Genomic DNA, 15,163 nt, shown 5'->3' with positions numbered 1-15,163 from the left:
CAGCGCGGCGGCGGCCCGGTCGCGCAGCCGCCGGGCCGCGTCGTCCAGCAGGCCCAGTTCGGCGCGGTAGCGGTAGGCGCGCTCCAGATGGCCGCCCACCGCACCGTCGCCGCCGCGCAGCACGCTGGGCAGCTCCGCCGCCCAGGCATGGCGGTCCGCCTTGGCCCGCTTGGACAGCGAGGCGTACGCGACCTCGTGGACCAGCCCGCTGCTGAACCGGTACGCCGCCTCCTCCCGGCCGCCCGGCGGCCCCGACTCCACCAGCCGGCGGCGGCCCAGCACCGCCAACGCCTCCTCGACGCGCCGCCGGTGCTCCGGGGCGGCCGCGCCGGCGAGCGGACCGGGGCCGTGGCCCTCCCCGGCCTGTACGGAGAGCTCCAGCCGGACCAGTTCCGGTGCGGTGAACTCCCGGCCGATCACGGCGGCCAGGTCCACCACCCCGCGCTCCGCCCGGGCCAGCGCCCCGATGCGGGCGCCGAGGAGGGCCTGGAGCGTGGGCGGCAGATCCTCCTCGGGGGCCGGGCCGCCGGGGCGGGAAGCGGCCGCCGGGTCCGCCCGGTCGCCGACCAGGAGCTGTTCCAGGTAGAGCGGATTGCCCCCGGCCCGTGCCAGGACCCGGTCGTCCACCGGGGCGGGCCCGCCGTCCGGACCGGCGAGTCCGGCGGCGAGCCGGGCCGCCTCCTCGCGGGGGAGGCCGGCGAGCGGGAGGTGACCCGCACCGGCCGGCGGGTCGCCGCCCTCGTCCGGCCCGTCCGGTCGCCCGGCGCAGAGCACCAGCACCCCCGGGCACCCGGAGCCGTCCGTCAGCCGGTGCACCGTGCGGACCAGCAGCGGGGCCGCCGCGTGCCAGTCGTCCAGCACCAGCACGACCGGGCGGACCCGGGCGGCCCGCTCCAGGACCGCCGTCAGGGCCGCGCACATGTCCTCGAAGGGCGCGTTCGGCGTGCCGTCGCGCAGCAGCCCCCCGGAGAGCAGGGCCATCGCGTCGTCGACCGCCAGCCCGTCGGCCCCGTCCGCCGGGCCGGGTACGGACGCGGGCCCGCCCGCCGCCGGAGGAAGCGCCGCAGGACCCGCAGGAGGACCCGCAGGAGGAACCGCCGCAGGACCCGCCGGGGGGCCGACCAGCGAACGCACCGCGTCGGCCAGCGGGGCGAGGGTGCCGTGGTCCCCGTAACTGCGGCACCGCCCCGCGCCGTACACCAGCGCGCCGGACGCCGACCGCCCGGCCAGCCACTCCCGTACCAGCCGGGTCTTGCCGATGCCCGCCTCCCCGGTGACCCGCAGCAGCCCGGCCCCGCCGCCGCTCACGGTCCGTTCCAGGGCGGCGTCCAGTGCCCGCCGCTCGGCGTCGCGCCCGACGAAGGGGACGTCGAAGCGGCGCAGCAGCTCGGGGTCGTCCGCGCCCAGCGCGAGCAGCCGGTAGGCCTCCACGCTGTCCCGCTTGCCCTTCAGCCGCAGCGGCCCGGTGGGCTCGGCGCGCACCGTCGGACCGGCGGCGAGCAGCGTCTCCGGGCCGATCAGGATCTCGCCCCGGCCCGCGTTCTGCTCCAGCCGGGCGGCGATGTTGACGGTCTCCCCGGAGACCAGGGCCTGCCGGGCGGTCGTGTCCGAACCCGCCACCACCTGGCCGGTGTTGACGCCGATCCGGGTGGCCAGCTCGATGCCGAGGGTGGCGTCCAGCTCCTCGTTCAGCCGGGCCAGCGCCCGGCGCATCCCGAGCGCCGCCGCCAGCGCCCGGCGGGCGTCGTCGTCACGGACCACCGGCACGCCGAACACCGCCATCACCGCGTCCCCGATGAACTTCTCCGGAGTGCCGCCCCGCGCCACGATCTCCGCGCTCATCGCCTCGAAGTACCGCAGGGTCACCGTGCGCAGCGTTTCCGGATCGAGCACCCCGGACAGTGCGGTGGACCCGACGAGATCGCAGAACAGCACGGTCACCGGCTTGCGTTCGTCACCGGGCGGGGCGGCGGTGGCCGGTCCGGCCACGGCGGCGGTCGCGGCGTTCACGGCAGGCGCGGCGGTCGCGCACGGCGTCCCGCAGGACGAACAGAACCGGGCAGTCGGCGGCAGATCCTGCTGGCACGAGAGGCAGTTCATGACGGGTCCTTCTCTCCGGGATGTCGGGCGGGTACGGGCCCGCTTCCGGTGCTGGGGGGTGTCTTGCCACCGGCTCCGGGCCCGTACCGCTGATCGGTCGCCGGTCAGAACAGCGCGCCGCCGGCGATCTCGCCGTGCGCCTGGACCTCGGGACCGACGGCGTCCAGCCGGCTCTTCACATCGAGCAGCAGCGCCAGTTCCTCCGGCGTCAGCCCGCTCAGCACCTCGCGCTGCTCCTCGGTGAGCAGGTCCACGGGGAAGCCCGCTTCGTACAACGCGTCCGGCAGCACGGGCCGTTCGCCGTTCTCGGGTGGTCCGGTCATGGTGTGACTCCCATCGGTGGGACGGGTCCGGCTCCCCGCAGCGACGGCGCCGGTGCGGAGCGCCCGAGCCGGACGAACAGCCGGGTGAGCGCGTCGAGGGAGTGCAGCGCGCTGACCGCCACGGCGGCCTCCCGCTCCCGGCCGAGCGGCAGCCGGTCCAGCAGCGCGTACAGCTCGTCCAGGTGCTCCGTGTCGAGCACCGAGTGCTCCCGCACGGTCCGCAGCGCGGCGGCGGGCAGCCCGGTCAGCCGGGCGATGCGGCCGGTGAGGCCGGGGGCGGGCGCGTAGCCCTCCAGTACGGCGATGTAGCCGAGCAGGGCGACCGGGTGGTGGTGCTCGATCCAGTAGTACTGGGATCCGACGAGCGAGGCGACCAGCGGCGAGGGCAGCGGGCCGAGCGCGTCCTCGGGGGTGCCGCCCGCCGCCCGGAGGTCCTCCAGCAGCCAGGCGTCGTGGCCCTCCTCCTCACGGATGTGCTCCGCCAGATACGCGGCGAGCGGCGCCGCCAACGGGTCGCCGGAAGCCTTCAGTTGGCGGGCTCGACGCAGCGCCAGCTCCATCAGCGGGACGGAGGCGCGGATGACGGCGTGCATGGTGCACAGATACGTCCGGTAGCGCGGCAACAGCCCTTCGGCACGCCACATATGGTGCGTCGCGCTCCGTAACTCCGGTTCCAGCATGAGGAGTTTGGTCCGCATTCGCGCGGAGGCCCCGGTGCTCATCGGATGTTCCGTCCGTCGGTCTCCGGCAGGACCGGCCCGCCCGCGACGACCAGCGGTGCGTACGCCGCGCAGCCGTGGCGGCGCACGACGCCCTGCGCTCCCTCCCGGGAACCGCGCACCGCCGCCGTCAGGTCCAGCAGCGCCCCGGCCGCCCCGCCCGCCACCGCACGGGCCCCGGCCACCACCGCCTCGTCGCCGCCCAGCGCCCGGCAGCCGTCGCAGTAGGAGCCCGCCGGGGGACCGGAGCCGTACCGGGCGGCCAGATGCGTGGGCCCGACCGTGCGGAGCATGCGCAGCACCGGCGAATCCAGCGCCCGGCGGCGTACGGTCGCCCAGTCGTCGGCGCCGATGTGCCCGAGGTCCAGATGGGCCGGGACGGGCCGCCGGTCGACGGTGTCCTGGTTGCAGCAGGCCAGCACACGGCCGTCGAAGGCGACCACCGGCCAGGCGGCCATCGAGCACGGCGACGCCGCCGCCGGGTCCGGGCCGGTGCGGGCGGGCCGGGCCCAGGCGGCGGCCCGGCCGAACGGCCGCACCTCGTTGACCAGGCACGGGACCCGGCCGCCGAACTCCTCCTCCACCGCCCGGGTGAGGCCGGCGAGATACGGGTCGGCCGCGCCGGTCCCGGTGAGGTGCAGGCTCACGGCCACGCCCTCGTCCCGGATCCGGCGCAGGGCGCGGAACACGTCGGCGCGCGGGACCTCGCGTTCGTGGTGGACGTCGAGGGAGGCCGAGAAATGGTCGACCGAGCGGATCGCGCGCAGGATCGCGGGAGGAATCGCCGCGCCGCGCCGCCCGCCCCGACCGCCCTGGCCGATCCACCGGCCCCCCGACCGGGCGAAGAACATGCCGCTGAGCAGCGCCGTACGGGATCCGGCGCGGCGCGCCAGCGTGCTCAGCCGCTCGGCGAGTGCGGGCAGCAGCAGCGGCTCCCCGCCGGTGAGCATGACGACGTCGGGCCGGTTCTCCTCGGTGAACGAGCCGATGAACCGTTCCAGTTGACCGCCGTCCGGCTCCTCCCGGGTGAACAGGTCCGACCCGGTCGAGCAGTGCGCACAGCGCAACGGGCAGCGTCGGGTGAGGCCGAGGAGCAGACCGGCGGCCGGGAAGGGCCGCCGTGCGACGAGTTCGGCGAGTTCCATGCGGGCCGCCTCCTTCGGGGCCGGTGCGCGTCGGGCGCGTACCCAGGCTGTGCGGCACCGGTTCGCGGACGGTCCGGCATCGCTTAGGAGGCGGTATGGGCCCAGGTCGGGACAGCTCCCCGCACCGCCGCCGAGGGCTCCGGAGCCCGGTTCCCGTCGCTCCGAACCGGCCCGAACTGGCCCGATACCGCCGCCATACCGCGGCCGAAGCGATCGCCAGGCCCGGCTTCCTAACTTTCTCGGCAACGGCAGGCACCGGCCCGCCGCACCGGACACCGAGGGGCGTGCCCCACGGACCCCGGGCCCCGCAGTGACGAGTGGATGGAGACCACCATGTCCGAGAACACCAAGCCGGCCGCCGACGACGCCAACGAGACCCCCGAGGTCGAGGCGCACTCCGTCCTGGACCTCCAGGAGACGTCCGTCAACGCCGACCGCGACATCATCGCGCCCCCCGGCAACTGCATCAGCGTGCTGAGCGTCGTCGAGAACTGACCCCGCACACCGGACGCCCAGGGGCCTGCCAGGCCCGGGGATTCCGGTCATTCCGCAGTGACGACCGGGGCTCCGGTCATTCCGCAGTGACCAAGTGACGAGTGGATGGAGACCACCATGTCCGAGAACACCAAGCCGGCCGCCGACGGAACCGACGAGACCCCCGAGGTCGAGGCGCACTCCGTGCTGGACCTCCAGGAGACGTCCGTGCAGGGCGGCGACACGACCGACGGCAACTGCATCAGCGTGCTGAGCGTCGTCGAATCGCAGCGCTGACCGCAGGCAGACCTCGGCGTCGATCGCGGCGCCGATCCCACCGGGCCGAGCGCCGCGGCGGGACGAGGCCGACGCCTCGCCTCCGCGGCGCCCGGCCGGCGGGCAGGCGGTACGGGGCGGCTCCGCGAACACCGGAGCCGCCCCGCCGCGCTTCGTACCCCCTGCCCTGCCACCCCGCCCCTGCCCTGCCATGCAGTGCCCTGTCCTGCCCGACGATCTCCGGGAGCCCCCGATGGTTACGCCGCTCCGCTCCAACCGGGATTTCCGGCTGCTCTGGATGAGCGGCCTCTTCGCTGTTCTGGGCAGCCAGATGGGCGCCCTCGCGCTGCCCCTGCTGATCCTCCGGGAGACCGGATCCGCCGTGCAGGCCGGCGCGGTGGGGACCGTGTCCATCTGCGCCGTGCTGATCACGATGCTGCCGGGCGGGGTGATGGCCGACCGGGTCGAACGCCGCCGTCTGATGCGGCTGTGCGACGTGGGGAGCCTGGCGGCGGTCACCGCCCTGACCATCGCCGTGTGGAACGGGCGCGCCCCCATGGCGCTCGTCCTGCTGGTCGCGACCGCGGGCGCCGTCCTCAACAGCGTCTACGCTCCCGCCGCCTTCGGTCTGATGCGCGCGGTCGTGCCGCCGGACCAGATGGGCACGGCGACCGCCCGGCTCCAGGCGCGTACCTCCACGGTCCGGCTGGTCGGCCCGCTGGTCGGCGGTGCGCTGTTCGGCGTGCACCAGGCCCTGCCGTTCATCGCCCAGTTCCTCGGCCTGCTCCTCTCGACGGTCTGCGTGGCCCTCGTGCGGACCCGCTCGGAGGCCAGGACCAAGGCCGGTTCGGTGTTCAGCCGCCGGGAACTCACCGCCGGGCTCACCTTCCTGTGGAACCTGCCCTATCTGCGCACGGTGCTGCTCGTCTTCGGCCTCGGCATGAACTTCGCCTTCGGCGCCCTCACCTTCACCGCGCTCGCCGTCTTCTCCGAGGGCGGGCGCTCCGGCCTCGGCGGCGGGTTCGTCATCACCTGTGTCTCGGCGGGTGCCCTCGTCGGAGCGCTGCTCGCGCCCCGGCTGGCGCCCGACCGCCATGTCCGGGCGCTGATCGTCATCACCTGCTGGAGCTGCGTCTCGACGGCCGCCGCGCTGGCCTGGGTCAGCAGCCCGCTGCTGGCCGGTCTGCTGTGCGCGCTCTGCATGGGCCTGTCGACGGTCGCCAGCATCGGCTTCCTGTCCACCCTGCTGATCGTCACCCCGGAGGACCGGCTCGGCCGGGTGCAGAGCGCGGCCTCCTTCCTGTCCTCGGTGGTCCAGCCGTTCGGGCCGCTCGCGGGCGGCGCCCTGCTGACCGCCCTGGGCAGCAGCGCCGCCTTCGGGGTGACCGGGTGCGTGCTGGCCGTCTCGGCGGCCGTGGTGACGTTCGCCCCCTCCGTACGCGCCGGGGCGGTTCCGGCGCCCGCCCGCCCGGCGGAAGAGCCCCGACCCGCCCACGACACCGCCGGTCGTCCCGGCGCACTCTGAGGAGGAACGCCGTGCCCGGACCGCAGCAGACCCAGCTCTACTGCCTCGCCGACCGTACGTACTACGACACCCCGGCCCGGCTGCGGGATGAGGGAACCCGCTACCCGCTGGACTCCGCCCCGCCCCCCGAGGGCTGGTGCCGGACCCCGGGCGGGCTGTGGACCTCGATGGTGCCCGAACGCGGTGAACCGGCCGCGCAGGGCTGGAAGATCCATGTCTCCACCGTCCCGGAGGAGGCGGAGGCGACCCTGCGCGACACCACCCGGGTCTGCCTCGCCCACGGGGTGCCGTTCAAGTTCCTCCGCAGCGAGCAGGCGCTGCTGCTGATGTCCGGCAAGTACATGTCCCGCTCCGGCGCGGGGAAGTTCCTCACGCTCTACCCGCCGGACGAGGCCGCCTTTCTGCGGCTGCTCGACGAGCTGACCCGGGTCCTCGCCGGCCGGAGCGGCCCGTACATCCTCAGCGACCTCCGGATCGGCGACAGCCCGGTGCACGTCCGGTACGGGGCGTTCACCGCCCGCTGGTGCCGGGACGCGAACGGCGAACGGGTGCCCGCCCTGCGCCACCCCTCGGGCCATCTGGTGCCCGACGAGCGCGGCGTGGTGTTCCGGGTGCCGCCGTGGGTCACCGTGCCCGGGGCGCTGCGCCCGCACCTGGCCGCCCGCGCGGCCGCCGGGGACGCCGCGTTCCCGTACACCGTCACCCAGGCCCTCCAGTTCTCCAACGCGGGCGGCATCTACCTCGCCCGGCACCGGGAGACCGGCCGGCAGGTGGTGCTCCGCGAGGCCCGGCCGCACTGCGGGCTCGACGCGGCGGGAGACGACGCGGTGACGCGGCTGCACCGCGAGCACCGGGCCCTGACCGCGCTGGCCGGACTGGACTGCGTACCGCAGGTGCACGGGGTGACGACCGTGTGGGAACACCACTTCCTGATCGAGGAGCACATCGAGGGGAACACCCTCCTGGAGGAGATCGTCGCCCGCTTCGCCCTCGTCCGCGGGGCGGGAACGGCCGCCGAACTCGCCCCGTACACCGCGTGGGTGGACTCGATCACCGGACAACTCACCGACGCTCTGGCAGCTGTTCACGCCCGGGGTCTGCGCTTCGGCGATCTGCACCCCAGCAACATCATCGTCCGCCCCGACGGCCGCGTGGCCCTCATCGACTTCGAGTACGCCACCGGCCTCGACGACGAGGACACCCCCCTGGCGGGCGCGCCGGGCCTCCAGGCGCCCGCCGGAACCCCCGGCGCCGAGGCCGACGGCTACGCGCTCTGGGCGACCTGGCTCAGCATGCTGATGCCCCTCATGGAGCTGGCCGGGCACGACCGGGCCAAGGCCCTGACCCTGGAACGCTGGGCCCGCCGGAGGTACGGCCTGGCGGCCGACGCGGGCCCGCGCCGCCCCGCCGTCCTGCGCACCGTGGCGGACGACCGGGAGCGCGAGATCGCGGCCCTCCTCGACGGCCCCGTCCCCGACTGGGCGGGCCTGCGCACCCGGTTGCTCGCCGGAATCCACGCGGGCGCGACGCCCGAGCGCGGCGACCGGCTCTTCCCCGGCGACCCGAAGTCCTTCGCCACCGGCGGCAGCGACCTGGCGCACGGGGCCGCCGGTGTCCTGTACGCCCTCCACCGCGTCGGGGCCCAGGTCCCGGACGCCTGGACGGACTGGCTCGTGGACGCCGCCCGTCATCGCGACCCCGCGTCGCCCGGCGGCCTGTTCGATGGACTGCCGGGCACGGCGGCGGTGTTGGCCCGGCTCGGCCGCCCGGACGAGGCGCGGGAGCTGTTCGCGCGGGCCACCGCCGCCGCGCACCCCTCCGCCTGCGCCGACCTGCTGACCGGCCGCGCGGGCACGGCCCTGGCCGCGCTCCGGCTGGCCACGGCCGGCACGTCGGCCCTGGGCGTGGGCGCGGTGGACGGTGCTTCGGCTTCGGGCTCAGCCCCAGTCCCAGTCCCAGTCCCGGCCCCGGACCCGGACCCGGAGCTGCTGGAGACGGCCCTGCGCACCGCCTGGGACCTGGACTGCCTGGTCCGGGGCGAGGGCGGGGCGGGCGGCGGCCTGACCGCCCCGCCCTCCGCCGGGCTGCTGCGCGGGCTGAGCGGAGTGGCCCTGCTGCACCTCGAACTCCACGCGCTCACCGGCGAGGAGTGGCTGCTGCGCGCCGCCCGCACCGCCCTGTACCGGGACTCCGGCCACTGCGTCGCGATGCCCGACGGCACCGTCCAGGTCAAGGACGGCCGCCGCCACCTGCTCTACCTCGACCAGGGCAGCGGCGGCTTCGCCCTGGTCGCCCACGCCTACCTGGCCCGGCACGAGGCGCCCGCGCTCGCCGCCCTGCTGCCCGGGGTGCACAAGGGCTGCACCAACGAGTTCGTCCGCGAGCCGGGTCTCTTCACCGGCCGGGCCGGACTCGTCGCCACCGCCCGCCAGTTGGAGCTTGGACCGGCCGGACCGGGGGTGCTCGCCTCCGTACGCAACCTGTCCTGGCACCTGATCGCCGACGGCGACCGGCTGCTGGTGCCCGGGGCGGGGCTGCGACGCTGCTCCGCCGACCTGGCCACCGGGGCGGCCGGGCTGCTGCTGGCCCTGCACTTCCTGGCCGGTGCGGACGGTACGGAGACCGAGGGGCCCGCCTACGGAACCCCCGCCGGCGACCGCCCGCACGATCTGCTGAAGCTGCTCACCCTGGGCTGAACGGACCGGCCGCCACAGGCGTGCCGGTGTGAGCGGGCACGCCGCCGAGGGAGGGCACGCGGGTTTCGGCAGGCAGGCCACCGCCCCGCGCGGACGCCTCCCGTTCGCGGGCGTACAGGCCGAGCAGCCGCGGCACCTCGTACAGCGCCGCGTGCGCGGTGACCTCTCCGGCGGGCGAGGTCACCGCACCGGCGTCGATCAGCGACTCGACGGCCCGGATCGCCGCCCGCTCCCCGCAGCCCAGCGCCGCCGTGGCCCGGTCCAGGGTGAAGCCCCCGGCCTCGGCGAGCCCGGCCAGCCGCCCCAGCACCCACCGGTCGCCGTCCGCCAGGTCCTGCCAGCCGGACGCGACCCGGTGCCGTACGGCGATGTCCCCGGCGACCAGTTCGTCCAGCGCGGCCGACGGGTCCTCCAGCCGGGCCGCGTACTCCGCCAGCGGGAGATGCCGCAGCACCGCCAGCCGCATCCCGCTCACCTCCACCGCGAGCGGCAGCGACCCGCAGGCCCGGACGATCCGCAACGCCGCCGCCGGGTCGGTCCGCAGCCGCCCGATTCCGATCAGCTTGCCCAGCAGCTCCAGGGCCTCGCTGTCGGCCAGCACGGGCAGCGCGATCCGGTGCACCGGGGCGAGCCCGGCCAACTGCCCCCGGGCGGTGACCAGTACGGAGCAGGCGCCGGACCGGGGCAGCAGCCCCCGTACGGACGCCTCGTCCGGTACGTCGTCCAGGACGACCAGCGCCCGGTGCCGGGCCAGCCACTCCTGCCAGGCGTCCTCGGGGGCGGCGTTCCCCTCCGGCACCCCGCACAGCCGCCCCAGCTCCGCCAGGATCTCCGCCCGGTCACGCGCCGTACCGTCCTCCCGGCGCACCCGCACATGGACGCGGCCGTCCGGGAAACGGTCGGCGAGCAGATGGGCCGCCCGGACCGCCAGCGCCGACTTCCCCGCCCCGGCCGGGCCCGAGACGACCACCACGCGCTCCTCGCCGCCGCCCAGCACATCGAGCAGATCCCGCAGTTCGTCGCGGCGGCCGGTGAAGGCCCCGGTACAGGCGGGCAGCGCCACCGCGCTCACCGCCTCCCGGGCGGAGGCGGGTCGCCGGGCCTCGCGCCCCCGGCCGAGCATCGAGCGGTACAGCGCCACCATCGCCGGACTCGGCTCCAGGCCCAACTCCCGTGCCATCAGCTGCCGGTAGTCGTCGTACACCGCCAGCGCCTCGGCCTGCCGGCCGGACTGGTGCAGCGAGTTCATCCAGGCGGCCCGTAACCGCTCGCGCAGCGGATGGCGTTCCACCAGGTCCCGCAGCCCGTCCACCGCGACGGCCGCCCGGCCCAGCTCGATCTCCGCCTCCGCCCAGTCCTCGTAGACAGTCAGACAGCGAGCCTCCAGCCGGTCCGCCTCCTCGGCCACCCCGGCGGAGTCCCGCAGATCGTTCAGCGGCGGCCCCTCCCACAGGTCCAGCGCCTCGCGCAACAGCCGGGCGGCGGCCCGCAGATCACCCCGTCCGGCCTCCGCCCGCCCCGCCCGGGCCAGCGACCCGAAGCGCAGGGTGTCGAGCTCGCCCTCGGCGATCCGCAGCAGATAACCCCCGCAGCCGTGCATCACCCGGTCCCGGCCCCCGTCCCCGGCCGGGCCCAGGAGGGCGCGGGCGGCACTGACGTAGACCTGGAGGTTCTTGCGGGCGGTACGCGGCGGGTCGTCCGGCCACACCGCGTCGGTCAACACATCCACCGGTACGGGGGTGTTGGGGCGGGCCAGCAGGGTGGCGAGGACCAGGCGCTGCTTTCGCGGGCCGAGCGGCAGCTCACGGCCGTCCAGCCGGGCCGTGAGCGGGCCGAGCAGGGAGAAGTACACCGCACCTGCGGAACCGGTACGGGCGGGAGGTCGGGTCATCAGCGGGCCTCCGGAAACGGGGACGGGCGGCGGACTGGGCCGTACGCACGCCCCGATCCTGCTGCCGGTCCGGCCCCCGCACATCGGGGCCCCGCCCGCATTTTCCGCCCGGGCGCCCGACCGAAACCGCCCGACGCCCCCATGTTGCCCGCGTCGGCCCCCATGGCCCGGAGCCTCAGGCCCCGCGACCTTGGCCCCGCGCCCTCAGACCGACTCGCCCGCGCACTCGGCCGCGAACTCGCACAGCGCCGCCCGGTCCGCGCGCCCGGTCTTGCTGAGCAGGCTGGCCATGTGTTTCTCCACCGTGCGCGGCGAGATGGACAGCCGCCGGGCGATCTGCTGGTTCCCGGGCCGCTCGGGCAGCAGCACGAACACCTCGTACTCGCGCGGGGTCACCCCGCTGGTCCGCAGCGGCGACGGGATCCGGTCCCAGCCGCCCCGGTGCTGGCCCACACTCGCCCCGGCCTGTCGCAGCGCCGCCCGGCACGCGGAGGCGACCGGCTGCACCCCGGCCCCGTAGAAGTACTCCTCGGCGGTCCGCAGCCACGCCACCGGCTCGCCCCACCCGTCCGCGCGGGCCGCGTCCGCGACCAGCCGCAGCCCCAGGTGGTGGGCGACCGGGAAGGGGGCGGAGCGCACACCGAAGGACGCCATCAGCCGGGCGGCCCCGGCCGGGTCGCCCGCCTGCCCCAGCAGCACCGCGTCGGCCAGCTCCAGGAACTGCCGGTTCCAGGCGAGGCAGCCGCCCGGAGCCGCCCGCGCCTCCTCCAGCTCCGCCCGGTCCGCCTCGCCCGTCAGGACCCGCAGCAGCGGGCGCAGCCCGTACCGCCCGCTCAGGTAGTAGTAGCTCGGATGGTCCGACTCCCAGGCCAGCGCCTCGTCCAGACCCGCCGCCGCCCGCTCCCGGTCCTCCTCCAGCAGCGCCCCGAACGCCCGGCACAGCCCCGACCGGAGCGGCACCAGCAGCGACTGCTCGCCCCCGGCCCGCCGGAACGCTGCCAGCGCCCGGTCCATGTCCCGCCGCCGCCCCCGGTGCGCGGCCATCGTCGCCCCGGCCAGCAGCAGATAGCGGTGGGCCGACAGATCGCCGACCCGGGCACTGGCCTCCGCCGAGCGGTCGACGATCTCCTGCGCCTCCTCCCACCGGGCGCACAGCACCGCGTTCATGGCGAGCAGCCCGTCGACCGTACGGGTCAGCAGCAGCGCGCCCAGTTCGGTGGCGGCCGCCCGCGCGGAGAGCAGCCGGGAGGCGTCCCCGGTCCGCATGAACGCGTTGGCGCCGAGCCGCACCAGCGCCTCCACCCGCCAGACCGGCAGGGCGTGTTCGGTGGAGATCGACAGCATCCGCTCCAGTGCGGCGTCCGCGGCGTCGAAGCCCTCCTCGCGCCGCAGCAGCGCCAGCAACTGCCAGGCCTGGCAGGCCACCACGGGCAGTCCTTCGGCCTCGGCGGTCTCCGCCGCCTCCCGCACGGCCTGCTCGGCCTCCGCAGGGTCCGGGGGCTGCTGCCCGGGCCCGGGCTCATGGCCGGGAAGCAGCGCCAGATATCCGTCGACCACCGCCAGCGCCGCTCGGCGGCCGGGCGGCGGCGACGCGCCGAGCAGGGCCCGGGCCGCCTCCACCTGGAGCGCCGCGTCGGCGGTGCGCTCCGCCATGACCGCCGCCCAGGCGAGTTCGACATGGGTCTGTCCGCGCCGGGCGGCGGCCTCGGAACGCGCCGGAACCGGCGGCAGCGCGTCCGCCAGCGCCAGCGCGCCGTCCAGATCGCCGCCCTCGGCACGGGCGACCGCCAACGACTCGGCGACGGCGGCCCGGTCGCCCTCGGCGGCCAGCGGGTGCGCCCGCTCCAGCAGCACCACGGCGGAGCCGTGCGCCCCCGAAGCGAGCATCCGTCTGCCCGCCTCCGCGAACTGGCGGGCCGCCCCCGTCCGGTTGCCCGCGGCCAGCTGCAGCGACGCCACGAGCTGCCGCCCGTCCTCGTCCAGCGGCTCCCCGGAGTGCTCGATGGCCCCGGCGGCGCGGCGGGCCAGCGAGGCGCGTTCGGCCGGGGCCAGCGAGGAGATCAGGGCCTCGGCGGTGAGCGAGTGCCGGAAGGTGTAGCGGTCGGGGGCCGCGCCGTCCGGGGCGATGACACCGGCCTCCACGGCGGACCGCAGATGGGTGAACAGGGCCCGGTCCTCGAAACCGGTGACGGTCTGGAGCACGGTCACCGAGAACTGGCTGCCCAGGGTCGCCGCCGCCAGTAAGAGGTCCCGCACCGGTTCGTCCAGCCGCTCCAGCCTGCGCGCCCAGCTGCGGACGATGTCCGAGGGGACCGAGGCGTCCGGCTGCTCCGCCGCCTCCCACCCGTCGTCCGTGCGCCGGAGCCGGCCGGTGTCCAGCAGGTCGGCCAGCAGCACTTCCAGCAAGTACGGGTTGCCCGCGGCGCGTTCGGCCAGCCGCCGGTGCACCGCCTCGGGTATCTCCTGGGGCCGCGCCTCCAGACACGCCCCGGTCAGCGCCCGCACCTGGGCGTCGCGCAGCGGGCCCAGCTCCCGCACGGTGGCGGTGTGGCGGCGCTCGGCGGAGCGTACGAGGTCCAGGGCGGCGCCCGGCTCCGGGCGCAGGGTGCCCAGGAACAGGATCGGCAGATCGGCCAGGTTGTCGATGACGTACTCGACGACCGCGACGGTCTCCGTGTCGCAGTCGTGCAGATCCTCCAGCAGGATCGCGCAGCCCGCCTCCCTGCCCAGCACGGACAGCAGCCGCAGCAGCGCCTCGGCCAGCTCGACGACCGTCTCCGGATAGCCCGGCGACCCGCCCTTGCGCCACTCCGGGACCAGCCGGGCCAGCGCCGGATGGTACGGCGCGAGCTCCGGATCGGTCGGGGTGCCCGCCGCCCGGAACCGCGAGGCCAGCGCCTCCGCGAGCGGGCGGAACGGGACGACGAGCCCGGTCGAGGTGGCCCGGCCGCGGAGCACCGGCATGCCGAGTCCGTAGGCCCGGTAGGCGCATTCGCCCACCAGCCGGGACTTTCCGATTCCGGCTTCCCCGAGGAGGAACAGCGCGCGCCCCGAACGCCGTTGTACGGCGTCCAGGGCGCTGCTCAGCAGTCCGATCTCCTCGTCCCGCCCGACGATGACCGGCGAAGTGGCTCGCATGGCCGCACATTACTGGAGTGACAACTCCCACGGCAGCGGACCAATTCGGCTCAATTGACGTCGAGTTGGCCGGATCTGGTCACCATGGGGCCGTCATGGTGGTCCAGGGCAGGTCGTGGCTGTAGCCGCTCTCGCCCTCCGAGGCGCTGAGGAGTCTGCTGCGCGCACCGAGGCCTCCGGTGGAACCCAGGGAGATCTGCCCGGCCGGGTGCTCGCGCGAGCCCTCGTGCGCGATGTCGCCGGACGCCTGCAAGGCCGATTCGCGGAACTGCTTCATCTCTGCCTCATCCTCTGGTGGTTGGTGTGGAAATCAGCAACGGTGTGTGGTCATCAGGAGCGGTTCGTGGTCATCGGGAAAGGTGGTGGGGCGGGTCAGGGCGCCCGGGAGGGGCGCAGGAGCAGGGCGGAGCCGATCCGGTCGGGGAACCCGGCCCGCAGCAGCCCGTGCCCGATCCCCGAGAGCCCGGTGAGCAGCCCCGGGTGCGGTACCCGGCCGGGCGTCCCGCACTGCGGTCCCGCCCGGTCGGCGGCGGCCAGCAGCGTCCCGGCCCGGCGTACCCACGCGGGCCGTGCGGCGGGCAGCGCCCGGTGGCCGAGGAGTTCGAGCAGCCCCGACTCGCCGTGGCACAGGCTGTCGTCGGCGAGCGGACCGATGTCCGCCAGCTCGCCGGAGCGCGCCGCCAGCCAGCAGGCCAACTCCGGGTCCGCCAGCGCGTCATGGCTGTCCGCGACCGCCAGCGCGATCCCGGCCGCCCCGTCGCACCAGGCGGGCCCGGCGGCCGACTCCGTGGGCCTCGCCGCCGCGGCTTCCGTCAGGGCGGTGGCCTCGCCGACCGCTCCGGCAAGGGCCCCGGGGGCCGCGACGGCGGTGGTGCC

The 15,163-nt window shown here is 75.8% G+C and carries 12 protein-coding genes; 4 read left to right on the top strand and 8 right to left on the bottom strand.

Features of this window, described 5'->3' with window-relative positions; all coding sequences use genetic code 11:
* The 4 genes from G3I54_RS09550 to G3I54_RS09535 all read right to left on the bottom strand — a co-directional run.
* On the bottom strand, positions 1-2,100 hold a 2,100-nt coding region (locus tag G3I54_RS09550), incomplete at its 3' end, for an adenylate/guanylate cyclase domain-containing protein (RefSeq protein ID WP_164613046.1).
* Between the two features lie 104 nt (positions 2,101-2,204).
* Positions 2,205-2,423 carry an aroma-sacti cluster domain-containing protein gene (locus G3I54_RS09545; protein WP_103508274.1) on the bottom strand — a complete coding sequence of 73 codons (219 nt, stop codon included), beginning with the start codon at positions 2,421-2,423 and terminating at the stop codon, positions 2,205-2,207.
* Positions 2,420-3,145 (bottom strand): iron-containing redox enzyme family protein, encoded by a 726-nt coding sequence (locus tag G3I54_RS09540; RefSeq protein WP_164613044.1) that lies wholly within the window; start codon positions 3,143-3,145, stop codon positions 2,420-2,422. Before G3I54_RS09540 ends, G3I54_RS09545 begins: the two co-directional genes overlap by 4 nt.
* Entirely contained in the window at positions 3,142-4,287 is a 1,146-nt protein-coding gene (locus tag G3I54_RS09535; protein ID WP_164613042.1) for a radical SAM protein, read from the bottom strand. The genes G3I54_RS09540 and G3I54_RS09535 overlap by 4 nt, the downstream gene beginning before the upstream one ends.
* Before the next feature lie 333 nt (positions 4,288-4,620).
* On the opposite strand from G3I54_RS09535, the gene G3I54_RS38915 reads away from it, so the two are divergent.
* From G3I54_RS38915 to lanKC, 4 genes are all read left to right on the top strand, one after another.
* Positions 4,621-4,782: a hypothetical protein gene (locus G3I54_RS38915; protein WP_203685822.1), complete on the top strand. Its 162-nt coding sequence runs from the start codon at positions 4,621-4,623 to the stop codon at positions 4,780-4,782.
* A gap of 117 nt (positions 4,783-4,899) precedes the next feature.
* Positions 4,900-5,058 carry a hypothetical protein gene (locus G3I54_RS38910; protein ID WP_203685820.1) on the top strand — a complete coding sequence of 53 codons (159 nt, stop codon included), beginning with the start codon at positions 4,900-4,902 and terminating at the stop codon, positions 5,056-5,058.
* Positions 5,059-5,290: 232 nt separating this feature from the next.
* Positions 5,291-6,562, top strand: a complete 1,272-nt coding sequence (locus G3I54_RS09530) for an MFS transporter (protein WP_164613040.1) — start codon at positions 5,291-5,293, stop codon at positions 6,560-6,562.
* Between the two features lie 11 nt (positions 6,563-6,573).
* A complete protein-coding gene (lanKC, locus tag G3I54_RS09525; RefSeq protein ID WP_164613038.1) occupies positions 6,574-9,258 on the top strand; it encodes a class III lanthionine synthetase LanKC in 2,685 nt (894 codons plus the stop codon).
* Here the strand turns inward: lanKC and G3I54_RS09520 are convergent.
* From G3I54_RS09520 to G3I54_RS09505, 4 genes are all read right to left on the bottom strand, one after another.
* Complete coding sequence (locus tag G3I54_RS09520; protein ID WP_239144307.1) at positions 9,245-11,149, bottom strand: BTAD domain-containing putative transcriptional regulator; 1,905 nt, start codon at positions 11,147-11,149, stop codon at positions 9,245-9,247. The two genes, lanKC and G3I54_RS09520, sit on opposite strands and share 14 nt — an antisense overlap.
* A 204-nt stretch (positions 11,150-11,353) precedes the next feature.
* On the bottom strand, positions 11,354-14,287 hold the full coding sequence (locus tag G3I54_RS09515) for an AAA family ATPase (protein WP_164613036.1): 2,934 nt from the start codon (positions 14,285-14,287) through the stop codon (positions 11,354-11,356).
* A gap of 79 nt (positions 14,288-14,366) precedes the next feature.
* Positions 14,367-14,564, bottom strand: a complete 198-nt coding sequence (locus G3I54_RS09510; RefSeq protein WP_164613034.1) for a hypothetical protein — start codon at positions 14,562-14,564, stop codon at positions 14,367-14,369.
* A 95-nt stretch (positions 14,565-14,659) separates the two neighbouring features.
* A partial coding sequence (locus tag G3I54_RS09505) for a lanthionine synthetase LanC family protein (RefSeq protein WP_343240298.1) occupies positions 14,660-15,163 on the bottom strand: 504 nt, incomplete at its 5' end.

Source organism: Streptomyces sp. SID14515 (assembly GCF_010548505.1).
GTDB lineage: Bacteria > Actinomycetota > Actinomycetes > Streptomycetales > Streptomycetaceae > Streptomyces > Streptomyces caviscabies.
Note: the sequence above shows the minus strand (reverse complement) of the source record. Positions and strands in the feature narration are given on the sequence as shown.

What these genes read in the sequence shown, in the direction of transcription:
- G3I54_RS09545 (WP_103508274.1), bottom strand. Translation starts at nt 2,423, where the DNA reads ATGACCGGACCACCCGAGAACGGCGAACGGCCCGTGCTGCCGGACGCG.
- G3I54_RS09540 (WP_164613044.1), bottom strand. Translation starts at nt 3,145, where the DNA reads ATGAGCACCGGGGCCTCCGCGCGAATGCGGACCAAACTCCTCATGCTG.
- G3I54_RS09535 (WP_164613042.1), bottom strand. Translation starts at nt 4,287, where the DNA reads ATGGAACTCGCCGAACTCGTCGCACGGCGGCCCTTCCCGGCCGCCGGT.
- G3I54_RS38915 (WP_203685822.1), top strand. Translation starts at nt 4,621, where the DNA reads ATGTCCGAGAACACCAAGCCGGCCGCCGACGACGCCAACGAGACCCCC.
- G3I54_RS38910 (WP_203685820.1), top strand. Translation starts at nt 4,900, where the DNA reads ATGTCCGAGAACACCAAGCCGGCCGCCGACGGAACCGACGAGACCCCC.
- G3I54_RS09530 (WP_164613040.1), top strand. Translation starts at nt 5,291, where the DNA reads ATGGTTACGCCGCTCCGCTCCAACCGGGATTTCCGGCTGCTCTGGATG.
- G3I54_RS09520 (WP_239144307.1), bottom strand. Translation starts at nt 11,149, where the DNA reads ATGACCCGACCTCCCGCCCGTACCGGTTCCGCAGGTGCGGTGTACTTC.
- G3I54_RS09515 (WP_164613036.1), bottom strand. Translation starts at nt 14,287, where the DNA reads ATGCGAGCCACTTCGCCGGTCATCGTCGGGCGGGACGAGGAGATCGGA.
- G3I54_RS09510 (WP_164613034.1), bottom strand. Translation starts at nt 14,564, where the DNA reads ATGAAGCAGTTCCGCGAATCGGCCTTGCAGGCGTCCGGCGACATCGCG.